Origin of the sequence: Novosphingobium olei, assembly GCF_012927405.1 — a bacterium.
Taxonomy (GTDB): Bacteria; Pseudomonadota; Alphaproteobacteria; order Sphingomonadales; family Sphingomonadaceae; genus Novosphingobium; species Novosphingobium olei.
The window spans coordinates 37,455-48,448 of the sequence record NZ_JABBGM010000013.1 but is presented as its reverse complement, the minus strand read 5'-3'; the positions used below and the strand labels follow the sequence as shown (position 1 = coordinate 48,448).

Sequence of the window (10,994 nt, the reverse complement as noted above, 5' to 3'; positions counted from 1 at the left end):
GCCTCACCTCGGACTTTCGGTCCGCGCGATCAGGTCGGCCACGATTGTCTCCGCCTGCCGGCCTTCGATTTCCGCCGCGGGGCTCAGGATCATGCGATGGCGCAGCACCGCCGGGGCCAGCGCCTTGACGTCGTCGGGCACCACGTAATCGCGCCCTTCCAGCGCCGCCCGCGCCCGCGCCGCGCCGCCCAGCAGCACCGCCGCGCGGGGCGATGCGCCGGCCACCAGATCGACGCTTTCGCGCGATGCGCGCACCAGCCGGACAATGTAGTCGACCACGCCCTCGGCCAGCTTCACCCCTGCCACCGCAGCAACCGCCCCGGCCAGCACATCACGATCGGCCACTGCGCCCACGCCCAGTTCCATCGCTTTCGCCCCGGCGCGGGCATCGCCGTGCTGCGCCACGATGCGGCGCTCCTCGTCGATGTCGGGATAGGCGACCAGCACCTTGAACAGGAAGCGGTCGAGCTGCGCTTCGGGCAGCGGGTAGACGCCCTGGCTCTCGATCGGGTTCTGCGTCGCCACCACCATGAAACGGTCGGACAGCGCGTGCGCCTGCCCGTCCAGCGTCACGCGGCGTTCCTGCATCGCTTCCAGCAGCGCGGCCTGGGTCTTGGGCGGGGTGCGGTTGATCTCGTCGGCCAGCAGCAGTTCGTGGAAGATCGGGCCACGGGTCAGGGTGAAGGTGCTGGTCTGGAAGTTGAACAGGTTGGACCCCAGGATATCGCCCGGCATCAGGTCGGGCGTGAACTGGATGCGCCCGAAATCGAGCCCCAGCGCCGTGGCGAAGCTCTGCGCCAGCAGCGTCTTGGCCGTGCCGGGAGGGCCTTCGAGCAGGACGTGCCCGCCCGCGAACAGTGCGATCAGCAGGTGATCGACCGTCTGCTGCTGGCCGACCACGGCCTTGCCCACCTCGCTGCGGATGGCGTCGGCAAGCGCACGTACCTGGTCGAGAGTCATCGCAGAAGGTCCTTTTCGAATAGTTGGATGTCGCGCGCGGCGCGAACGATGTCGTCGGGGCGTCGCGCGGCGGAAAGACGGGCCGCGAGGGCCGCGAACGACGGCAAGCCGGGGCGGCGGGCTTGCGCGCTGCGGTCGATTGCGGTGTCGGCGTCACTGGCGGCCCGGCCGCGCGGCAGGCCCAGTGCCAGCACCAGCCGTTCGCGCGCGGCAGCGCCATAAGGCGGCGCGATCAGGTGCAACCGGCCCGAACGGCGGACCAGCGCGGCGGCGTTGGCCACCAGCGCGCTCTTGCCGTGGGCCATCGCCCGCCCCGGCACCAGTCGCGGACCGAAGCCGGCAAGCGCGCGCCAGATCGCGGCGGCGGCGGCCAGGATCAGGCAGATCGTCGCGGCCAGGAACGGCGGCTCGAACGCCAGCGTCAGCAGGTTCTTGCTCGCACCCAGCCCGGCGAGCGACAGGTCAAAGGTCACCGGCCCGCCGCGCCCGTCCGCCGTGGCAATGATCAGATCGCGCGCCAGCAGCCCGGTTGCCCGGTCGGCCATGCCCCAGTTGTCCAGCAGGTCAGGCTCGAACACGAACACCAGCGGGTAGAGGTCGGGGTCGTTGCCGCCGATCGGCCCCGCCGTTCCGGCAAACTGTTCGAGCGCGGGGTAGCTGCCCGAATCATTGACGAATGCCGCAAGGATGCGTCCGTCGCTCGCCCGCACCAGCGAAACCAGCGCCTTGCCGCTGCCCGACAGCACATTGCGCGGATCGGGCAGGCGGCCCATGCGGCTGCCTGCCGCATTCCAACCGCGCGCCGGGGCCAGCTTGACCGCTACGTCGTCGGCAAAGCCCGGCCATTCGGGCGGCGCAGTGCCGACGATCCTGGTCCAGCCCCGCTTCGCGCGGTCATCGCCTTCGATCGGCATGGCGAACCACTTGGGCGTGATCACCAGCGTCGGGCCGACATGGCGGTGGCGCACGACGATGTCATTGATATCGCTGCCCTTGGCATCGGCTGAAGGGGTCAGGATCAGCAGGCCCGGTCGGTCGGCGGGATCGTGGGCGCGGCTGCGGTTCACTTCGAAGCCGTCGGCCTCCAGCATCGCAGCCAGCGCGGCAAAGCCGTTGAGCCCCCGCCCTCCGGCATGCCCGCCGCCGTTGTTGGCATCGGGCGCGGCATGGCCAAGGCTCCACAGCAGCGCGACGAAGGCAACCAGCCCGCCGAACAGCATGGCCACCAGCGTGCCCCGGGCGAAAGGCTGCCCGTTCATGCCGCCGTCCCCTCCAGCCCGACGCGGGCGAAGGCGGCATAGGCGGCGCGGGCCTGGTCCCAGTCCTCGCGGGCCAGCGGCCGCAGGGCATAGAGCGCGCGTTCGACCGCGCTGGCCATCGTGCCGAAAGCGGTGCGCGCGCCGGTCGGCAGGGCGGGCATCGCCGCGATGTCCCGCGCGGTGTCCGATGGCGAAAGCAGCGCCGGGCGCGCCGCCGCGATCTGCTGCACGGATCGGCGCAGCAGCAGGTGCGCGGCTTCGTCGAAGCGGCCTTCGCCCGCCAGCCGGTCGGCATCGGCCAGCAGGATCGCGGCCTCGCCCGCATCCGGGGTCCAGTCCTCCGCCTCCGCCGGCCGCCTGGCGCGGTTGCGCAGGATCGGCAGCAGGAAGCTCGCCAGGATCCACAGCGCGCCGATCGCGGCGGCGATCAGCAGCAGGATCTCGATCGTGCCCCAGCCCTTCCCCAGCCAGCGGCCGAGCGGTTCGAACAGCCTGGCAAGCCAGCGCATGAGCGCGGCCAGCCATTCGGGCGGCGGGCTCGGCGCCTTGGGCGGCAGCGGGGCGTACTGGATATCGGCCAGCCCGCGGGCCGCGCGCCAGGCACGTTCCCCGCTTTCGCCGGCGTCGATCGCTGCTGCTGCGGTTTCCCCCGTCACGCCGCCCTTGCTGGCACGGCGCAGCGCCGGCTGCAAGCCGCCGCTGGCGGCGTCAGCCGCGCTGGCGTTCGAGCGGGTAGGTGCCGAGCACGCGCAAGTCCTTGGCGAAGAAGGCCAGTTCCTCGAGCGCGCGGTCCACCGCCGGATCGCCCGGCGCGCCGACGATGTCGGCATAGAATTCCGTCGCGGCAAAGCTAGCCCCGCGCTGGTAGCTTTCCAGCTTGGTCATGTTCACGCCGTTGGTCGCAAACCCGCCCAGCGCCTTGTAGAGCGCGGCGGGGATGTTGCGCACTTCGAACACGAAGGTGGTGATCGCCTCGCCAACGATGGTGGCCGGGTCCAGCGGCTGCTTCGAAAGCAGGACGAAGCGCGTCGTGTTGTCGGGCGCATCCTCGACATTTTCGGCCACGATGTTGAGGCCATAGAGCTCCGCCGCGATCTTCGGCGCGAGCGCGGCCACCGACGGATCGCCCAGTTCGGCGACGAAGGCGGCAGCGCCGGCGGTATCGGCATAGCTCATCGGCACGATCCCGCGTTCGCGGAGATAGAAGCGCGATTGGCCGAGCGCCTGCGGATGGCTGTAGGCGGCGGTGAACGGGCCCTGGCCCAAGCCCATCAGGAATGCCTCGATATCGAGGAAGTGTTCGCCGACGATGGACAGGCCGGATTCGGGCAGCAGGAAATGGATGTCGGCGACGCGGCCGTTCTGCGAATTTTCGATCGGAATGATCGCGTGGGCGGCGCGGCCTTCCTTTACCGCATCGAGCGCGTCCTCGAACGAGAAGCAGGGCAGCGGCAGGCCATCGGGCAGCACTTCGAGCGCGGCACGGTGCGAGTTGGCGCCCGGCGCACCCTGAAACGCCACGGCGCGCTGCGGATCGGCGGCGGCGGCGAGGCTCATCGATTCGACGAGGGCGAGCGCGGGGGCGGGATAGCTCTGCATGGCGATTGGGGCGCTTAAGCGCCGGACAAGGCCCCGGCAAGCGCGATTGCGCCTGTCCTTGTAGGTAGAGTGCGCGCCAAGGGTGCAATCGCTCTTGCACAGGCGCGGGGTGCTGACTAGAGCGGCCCCGAATAGACGCGCGGGGGCCGGCAGGGTGCCGGTATGCGCTGCATGGGGTACGGAATGGACGACCGTTTCAACACCATCGCCGGTTGGACGCTGTTCGGCGGCATCGTGGCTCTTGGTCTTTCGAGCCTGTCGGCACACTATTTCCTTGCCGACAAGCCCGAGCGTCCCGAGAAGATGGGCTACGCGATCGAGGGTGTCGAAGCCGAAGGCGGCGCTGGCGCTGCCGCGGTTCTGCCCATCGCCAACCGCCTTGCCACCGGCGACGTGGCCAAGGGCGAGGCGATCTTCGCCAAGTGCAAGGCTTGTCACACCATCGACCAGGGCGCGGCCAACGGCATCGGCCCGAACCTGTGGGCGACCGTGGGCGAAGGCATTGCCCAGGGCAAGGGCGGCTTCGCGTTCTCGGATTCGCTGAAGGCCAAGGGCGGCAAGTGGGACTTCGCCTCGCTCGACGAGTGGCTGACCAACCCCAAGAAGTTCGCCGACGGCACCAAGATGTCGTTCGCCGGCATCGCCAACCCGCAGGAACGCGCCGACGTGATCCTGTACCTGAACTCGAAGGGTTCGAACCTGCCGCTGCCGGCGCCCGAAGCGGTTCCGGCCGCCGGTGCCGCCCCGGCCGCTGGCGCTGCTGCCGCGGGCCCCGTGGTGGGCGACGCCGCTGCGGGCGAAAAGGTCTTCGCCAAGTGCAAGGCGTGCCACACCATCGAAGCCGGCCAGCCCAACGGCATCGGCCCGAACCTTGCCGGCATCGCCGGTGACAAGGTGGCCGAAGGCCGCGGCGGCTTTGCCTTCTCGGACGCGCTGAAGGGCAAGGGCGGCGTTTGGGATGATGCCTCGCTCGACGCATGGCTGACCGCGCCTGCCAAGTACGCGCCGGGCACCAAGATGACCTTCGCGGGAATTGCCGACGCCAAGCAGCGCGCCGACGTGATCGCGTACCTGAAGACCAAGAAGTAAGCCCCGGCCGCAAGGCTTGGCAACGCAAGAGGGCGTCCCGTCGGGGCGCCCTTTTTCGTTGTCCGAACGGGCCCGGAAAATCGCCCGCTAAATCGGCCAAGTTGACGAAGTTGACAGACTTCTAAAGGCAAATGTCCACTTTGCCCTGGCCAGCACAGCCCGACGGCTGTCGCGACGGGGCAACACGGCGGAATTTCGGGACTTTGAGGGGCAGAGGGGCGGGTCATGCGGGCGAAGATAGGCTCGCATCGGCCTGTAGGACACCCATCCCGCCTTGTTGTGGGCGCACCATGCATATGCAACTGGCGCTTTCGGATGACCTGGACAGCAAAAAGGGCGCCCTTGCGGACGCCCCCGATCGGCGACTTGGCGCCGGCTCCTGTCAGAGCCTTGTAAGGCTTGTCCGGAACGCTTGTTGAAGCGGCTCTCGCTCAGTCCACCATATCGCGGACGAGGCGGCGCAGTTCGTCTCGCGAGAGCAAGGGCGCCGGGCCAGAGATTGCCAGTTCCGGCCGGAAACGGCGGAGCATGGCGGCAGGAAAATTCGAAAGAGAATTGGTGTTCTTGATATCGTTCAGATGCATTTTCATTCCCGGTGCGTAGGCCGCACCTGTTTCAATATGGCGACTCGCTTGCGCCTTAACGCCGACGTGCCGCCCCGGGTCCGCCGCCACCGATTTTTTCACGGTAAACGATTCGACCCTTGGTGAGATCGTAGGGGGTCATCTCGACGCGAACGCGGTCACCGACGATCGAGCGGATGCGGAACTTGCGCATCTTGCCCGCGGTGTAGGCGATGATCCGGTGGTCATTTTCCAGCCGGACTCCGAAACGTCCATCGGGCAGGATCTCGTCGATCTCGCCGTCGAGCGTCAAAAGTTCTTCCTTGGCCATCGAGCGGCTCCCCTCTTGCGAAGTGACAGGAACGTCGCCCGAAAGGCTGAGCCGAGCGAAACGCGAAATCTTCGCTCCGAAAACGGAGCGGGATGCGCAAGGCTCGGATGGAAAAAGGGAGCGGGAAAGCGGGACGTCTGCCCGGGGAACCGCCAGTATTTTCCGTCGCAGGCGACGTATGCTGGGGGCGATATGGGCGCAAACCCGCACAATTGCAAGGGGCCTGGCCCCAGTCGCCCGCTGCGGTGCCCGATTCAAGCCTTCTTTCGGCGCACCTGGGCCGCCGCGGCGACGTTGATCGTGCCCACTGGCCCTGCCAGATCGTGCAGGCGGCATTCGCCAACCGCGACCCCCGCTTCGCTGAGGTGGCCGGTCAATTCGTAGCCGAGCCATTCCCCCTGCGGCAGGCGGTGGAGGTAGGCGGTGAAGTCGGTGTTGACGAAATCGATGCCGAAGCGGCTCGAATGCGTCAGCGGGCTGGCGAAATCGCCGGTGACCACAACCCGCATGAACGGCGAGAGCGCATGCCCCGCGACGATTTCGCCCAGCGGCTTGAGCCAGACCTGCCGTCGTTCGGGCGCGGAAATATCGCCCAGCACGGGCACGTTGCCGTGCGCGGCATCGCCGCCCGGCGGGGCGTGACGCGCGATGCGGGCATGATCGGCCGGAATGGGGCGCGCATCCCAGCGGGTGAAGCGATGGAGCGTTGGCAGCGTATCGGGATGCGGCACGTCCCATGCGGGCGTCGACCAGATCGGATTTTCGGGCTGCTGCGTGGCGCGGATGAACTGGCAGGTGGCGCGGGTCACCAGCTTGCCGCCGCAGACGATGCGTGCCTCGATCAGCTTGAGCCGGTGGCCATCGTGGATCGCCTCGGTCGTTACCTCGAGCGGTTCGGACGGGGCCATGCGCAGCATGTCCACGCAGAAGCGCACAGGGATCAGACCATCTTCACCAAAATCGCGTTCGATCACCCAGCCGGTCAAGGCCGCGACAGCCGAGCCGTTGAGCGTGCCTTCCTGCCAGTAGCCCCGGCCCGCTCGCGTCGGCACGAAGCGGTTTCCGTCCTGTTCGAACAGCGGCAGCGGCGCGTGGGGAGCGGATTGATCGGCAGCGGACAGGGGGGCGGCAACGGCAGCGGGGGAAGGCGTGGTCAAGCGAGGGTGCTCCAGGAAGGGCGACGGGCGGACGGGTGGACGGGCGGACGGGACGGATCAAATTAATTGCACGGTTAAATACGATTGCCAAGGCGAGGCCGCGCGCGATAGCATTGCGTGCCATATAACGGAGAGCATGCCGCCATGACCGATCTGCTTTTGCACCAGTACGACAGTTCGCCCTTTTCGGAAAAGGTGCGCGTGTGCCTTGGCATCAAGGGCCTGGCCTGGGCGGCGGTCGACCAGCCGGTTGTCATGCCCAAGCCCGAGCTGGTGCCGCTGACCGGCGGTTACCGCAAGATCCCGGTGCTGCAGGTGGGTGCCGACGTCTATTGCGACAGCGTGCTGATCGTGCGCGAACTGGAAGCGCGCCACCCGGCGCCTTCGCTGTTCCCGAGCGGCAGCGGCGGGATTGCCTCCGCGCTATCGGAATGGACCGACCGGTCGTTCTTCCAGGCGGCGGTGGCGGTGATCTTCGCCCATGTCGGCGAGACGATCGGCGAGGAGTTCATCAAGGATCGCGAAAAGCTGTCGGGCGCGCCGTTCGACATCGCCGGCATGAAAGCCGCCTTCCCGCACATGGCGACGCAATTGCGCAGCCATGCCGCCAACGTCGCGCAGCAACTGGCGGACGGGCGGGCGTTCCTGGAAGGGGAAAAGCCCGGCCTTGCCGACGCCAATGCGTTCTACAACCTGTGGTTTGCGGGATCGTTCTATCCGCCATCGAAGGCGCTGTTCGAGGACCTGCCCGGCCTTTCCGACTGGTATGCCCGCGTCGTCGCCATCGGCCACGGCCAGCGGCGCGAGGCAAGCCGGGCCGAGGCGCTGGACGCGGCGCGCAAGGCCGAACCGCTGGCTGCGCCGGTGCCGGCCGGAGAAGCCGCCGCCGCGCCGGGCGATGCCGCGCTGGTGGGGCAGAAAGTGGCGATCGCCGCCACCGACTATGGCCGAGATCCGATCACCGGCACGCTTGTCGGCGCATCGGCCCACCGGCTGGTGCTGCGCCGCGAGGATGCCGATCTGGGCGCGATCCAGGTTCACGTGCCGCGGCTGGGCTTTGCGCTGATGCCGGCGGCCTGATCGCCGGCCACGTGCCGGTACCCCCAGCGAAAAGGGCGGGCCCTGCGCGATGCAGGACCCGCCCTTTCGTTTTGCCGTGCCCGCCCGGAGGCGGCGGCCAGCTTACATCGCGTAGGTCAGGCGCAGGTAACCGAACTGGCCTGGCACGTCGTAGGTGGTCGGGTCGTAGTTGTTCAGGCTGCAGCTGTAGCAAGCCGGCGGGTTGACGTCGAAGACGTTGTTCACGCCCAGCGTCAGCGCAAAGCGGCTGTCGGCAAAGCTCGGACGGAAGCGGATCTGCACATCGGTGTAGAATCGGCTGTCGAGCTTCTTGGTGGTGTCGGACAGTTCCTTCACCGCGCTGATGTAACGGCCGGTGAGCGTGGCGGTCACCGGGCCCATCGTCCAGTCGACCACCGAGGTCGACTTGAAGCGCGGGTAGGCCTGGTCGGGGCTGCCGCGTTCGTAGCCGAGGTACGAGGTGGTGGTGGTGCCGTTGGTGGCGGGCACGCTTTCCTGGTACTTGAACAGGAAGTTGGCGTTCACGCTGAGCCCGAAGGCGCCGGCGCCGGTTTCACCCGAGCGCAGGTTCAGCGTGGCATCGAGCCCGGTGGTGCGCAGCGTGCCGACGTTGAGCAGCACACCGTTGATCGACGAGATGAAGCCCGACTGCGTGCGCTTGATCGCCGAGCACGACAGCGGATCGCCGGTCAGTGCGCAGCGTTCGAGCAGGACGCCGGCATCGATCGACTGGATCGTGTTCTTCACCTTGATGTCGTAGTAGTTGACCTCGAGGCTGAACTTGCCGCCGGCCCAATCGGGGCTGTAGACGCCGCCGACCAGGATCGTGCGCGCGGTTTCAGGCTTGAGCGCCTTGTTGCCGCCGGTGAGCACCGGAAGCTGACCGCCCTGGGGTTCCTGGTAGCTGCCGTTGGCGGGAACGCCATTGGCGATGCAGTTGGTGCGCACGGTGGCCGAGCTCTGGTAGAGCGAGCCGGGCACGTTGGTGCACGGATCGGACAGCGCCGCATCGAAGCGCGACTGCGCGCCGTAGAGTTCGCCGATCGAAGGCGCGCGCAGGCTTTCGCCGTACGAGCCGCGCAGCATGAAGTCGGGCACCGGCTTCCACTGCACGCCGCCGGTCAGCGTGGTGTTGCCGCCGAAGGTCGAATAGTCCGAATAGCGCGCCGCGCCGTTCAGTTCGAGCGAGTGGAAGAAGGGCTTGTCCTTGAGCAGCGGCAGGCGGATTTCGCCGTAGACTTCGTCCACCCTGAAGCTGCCGCGCGCGGCCTGCGCCGGGATGTCCGCGCCGAGACCGGCCTGGATGACCGGATCGGGCGTGAAGTAGCCCTGCTGGACGCGGTGTTCGGCGCCGATGGCGATGCCGACCGGGCCACCGGGCAGATCGAACAGGTCGCCCGAGAGGTTGGCCTGGAAATCGTAGAGGTTCTGGCCGCTTGCCGCGCGTTCATCGAAACCGACGTAGTCGAGCATCGCCTGGGTGACCGAGCCGACGCCGCCGAAGATGTTGAAGGGTACGCAATCGCCAGTGCAGGCCGAAACCGGGCCGAGCGCGCGGGCGAGCTTGGCGGCGTTGACGTTGCCGGTGAACAGCTGGCGCGCTTCGTTGCTGCCATAGACCGCGGTGACGTCCCAGTACCACTTCTTGCCGAAGACATCGAACTTGCCGTCGAAACCGCCGCGCACGTAGAACGTATCGACGTCCTGCGTGTAGGTGCGCTGGCCGGCTTCGACCAGGCGGCGGGCGATGAAGCTGTAGTTGCTCGAATCCAGCGTCACCCCGAACGGGTTGTAGGGGTTGGTGGCATCGATCGTGATGGTGTCGAGCAGGTTGCCGTTGCCGGCATCGGGCCCGACGAACAGCGGCAGGAACGCGGCCTTGTTCTGCGAATGGCGGTGGTTGTAGACGGCGGTGAGCTTGAGCTCGATCGCGTCGCTGAATTCCGCCTTGGCGTTCAGGAACCCGCCGTAGCGTTCGTTCGGCGTCTGGAAGTAGTTGTACGGCGCGAAGTTGAAGCGATCGGCCGAGGTGAACGCCTTGAAATCACCCGTGGTGAGGGTGGGATCGTAGACCGGATTGCGGCCGACGACCGGCCCGCGCAGGGTCATGTTCTGGCCGAACACGATGAAGCGGCCGAGCGGGGTTGCGCTCGAGCAGCCGCCGATCGGATCGGAGCATGCGGTCTGGCCGGGGTTGGGGAACTGCGAGATCGAGCGATCGCGCGCGCTGACCGAGCCCGAACGAACATAGTTCGCGCCGACGACGAGCGAGACGCCGTCCTTGCCGGTGCCCCAGCTGGCCTGGTAGTTCTGGGTCTGGCCATCGCCCTTGCCCAGGTATTCGCCGTATTGGGCCGAAGCCTTGAAGCCCTGCTGCGACGACTTGGTGATGATGTTGACCACGCCCGCGATCGCATCCGAGCCGTAGAGCGGCGAAGCGGCCGACTGCAGCACTTCGATGCGTTCGATCATGCCATCAGGGATCGAGTTGATGTCGACCGAGGCGGGGATGCCGCTGGCCGAGGCGCCGTTCACGTAGCGCACGCCATCGACCAGCACGAGCGTGCGCTTGGCGCCGAGGTAGCGCAGGTCGATCGTGGCCGAACCGGCGCCGACGCCGCCGCCGTCGGGCGGATTGCCGAGGTTGCCCGAATTGTTGAACTTGCCGTTGAGGCCGCCCGCCGCGCTGGGCAGGCGCTGGAGGACGTCGGCGACCGACGAAAGGCCGGTCTTGGCGATCGTTTCGGCATCGAGCGTGACGACCGGAGCGGGCTGGTCGAGCGGATCGCGGCGAATGCGCGAGCCGGTCACGATGATCGCGGTGCCTTCATCGGCGCTGGCGCCTTCGGCCGGTGCGCTCTGGGCGAAAGCCGGCGTCGCCGCGCCCGTGCCGATGGCCACGAGCGCAACGCCCGCCAGCCACATGCTGCCAAATTTCTTCATCAGGTAAGCCCCC

General features: G+C 67.8%; 10 protein-coding genes. 2 read left to right on the top strand and 8 right to left on the bottom strand.

What is annotated here, in order from left to right:
- Positions 1–3 precede the first annotated feature (3 nt).
- Genes HHL27_RS19280 through HHL27_RS19265 form a run of 4 tightly spaced genes read right to left on the bottom strand, consistent with a single transcriptional unit; the run spans position 4 to position 3,818 of the window.
- A complete protein-coding gene (locus HHL27_RS19280; RefSeq protein ID WP_169495025.1) occupies positions 4–960 on the bottom strand; it encodes an AAA family ATPase in 957 nt (318 codons plus the stop codon).
- Complete coding sequence (locus HHL27_RS19275; protein ID WP_169495024.1) at positions 957–2,219, bottom strand: DUF4350 domain-containing protein; 1,263 nt, start codon at positions 2,217–2,219, stop codon at positions 957–959. The genes HHL27_RS19280 and HHL27_RS19275 overlap by 4 nt, the downstream gene beginning before the upstream one ends.
- Positions 2,216–2,875, bottom strand: coding sequence for a hypothetical protein (locus HHL27_RS19270; protein WP_338114958.1), 660 nt, complete (start codon positions 2,873–2,875; stop codon positions 2,216–2,218). The genes HHL27_RS19275 and HHL27_RS19270 overlap by 4 nt, the downstream gene beginning before the upstream one ends.
- Before the next feature lie 52 nt (positions 2,876–2,927).
- On the bottom strand, positions 2,928–3,818 hold the full coding sequence (locus HHL27_RS19265) for a prephenate dehydratase (RefSeq protein WP_169495023.1): 891 nt from the start codon (positions 3,816–3,818) through the stop codon (positions 2,928–2,930).
- A gap of 183 nt (positions 3,819–4,001) precedes the next feature.
- Between HHL27_RS19265 and HHL27_RS19260 the strand changes: the two genes are divergently transcribed.
- Positions 4,002–4,907, top strand: a complete 906-nt coding sequence (locus HHL27_RS19260) for a c-type cytochrome (RefSeq protein WP_169495022.1) — start codon at positions 4,002–4,004, stop codon at positions 4,905–4,907.
- Positions 4,908–5,338: 431 nt separating this feature from the next.
- On the opposite strand, the gene HHL27_RS19255 is transcribed toward HHL27_RS19260, so the two are convergent.
- The 3 genes from HHL27_RS19255 to HHL27_RS19245 form a co-directional block, all read right to left on the bottom strand.
- On the bottom strand, positions 5,339–5,491 hold the full coding sequence (locus HHL27_RS19255) for a hypothetical protein (protein ID WP_169495021.1): 153 nt from the start codon (positions 5,489–5,491) through the stop codon (positions 5,339–5,341).
- A 55-nt stretch (positions 5,492–5,546) separates the two neighbouring features.
- On the bottom strand, positions 5,547–5,801 hold the full coding sequence (gene infA, locus HHL27_RS19250) for a translation initiation factor IF-1 (RefSeq protein ID WP_169495020.1): 255 nt from the start codon (positions 5,799–5,801) through the stop codon (positions 5,547–5,549).
- 254 nt (positions 5,802–6,055) lie between these two features.
- A complete protein-coding gene (locus tag HHL27_RS19245) occupies positions 6,056–6,958 on the bottom strand; it encodes a thioesterase family protein (protein WP_169495019.1) in 903 nt (300 codons plus the stop codon).
- A gap of 144 nt (positions 6,959–7,102) precedes the next feature.
- Between HHL27_RS19245 and HHL27_RS19240 the strand changes: the two genes are divergently transcribed.
- Positions 7,103–8,038, top strand: a complete 936-nt coding sequence (locus HHL27_RS19240) for a glutathione S-transferase family protein (RefSeq protein WP_169495018.1) — start codon at positions 7,103–7,105, stop codon at positions 8,036–8,038.
- A gap of 102 nt (positions 8,039–8,140) precedes the next feature.
- Here the strand turns inward: HHL27_RS19240 and HHL27_RS19235 are convergent, their stop codons facing one another.
- A complete protein-coding gene (locus HHL27_RS19235; protein WP_169495017.1) occupies positions 8,141–10,981 on the bottom strand; it encodes a TonB-dependent receptor domain-containing protein in 2,841 nt (946 codons plus the stop codon).
- Positions 10,982–10,994: the final 13 nt, after the last annotated feature.

Excerpts from the sequence above, each read along its gene's own strand:
- infA (WP_169495020.1), bottom strand. The coding sequence starts at position 5,801 with ATGGCCAAGGAAGAACTTTTGACGCTCGACGGCGAGATCGACGAGATC.
- HHL27_RS19260 (WP_169495022.1), top strand. The coding sequence starts at position 4,002 with ATGGACGACCGTTTCAACACCATCGCCGGTTGGACGCTGTTCGGCGGC.
- HHL27_RS19280 (WP_169495025.1), bottom strand. The coding sequence starts at position 960 with ATGACTCTCGACCAGGTACGTGCGCTTGCCGACGCCATCCGCAGCGAG.
- HHL27_RS19255 (WP_169495021.1), bottom strand. The coding sequence starts at position 5,491 with ATGCATCTGAACGATATCAAGAACACCAATTCTCTTTCGAATTTTCCT.
- HHL27_RS19235 (WP_169495017.1), bottom strand. The coding sequence starts at position 10,981 with ATGAAGAAATTTGGCAGCATGTGGCTGGCGGGCGTTGCGCTCGTGGCC.
- HHL27_RS19265 (WP_169495023.1), bottom strand. The coding sequence starts at position 3,818 with ATGCAGAGCTATCCCGCCCCCGCGCTCGCCCTCGTCGAATCGATGAGC.
- HHL27_RS19275 (WP_169495024.1), bottom strand. The coding sequence starts at position 2,219 with ATGAACGGGCAGCCTTTCGCCCGGGGCACGCTGGTGGCCATGCTGTTC.
- HHL27_RS19240 (WP_169495018.1), top strand. The coding sequence starts at position 7,103 with ATGACCGATCTGCTTTTGCACCAGTACGACAGTTCGCCCTTTTCGGAA.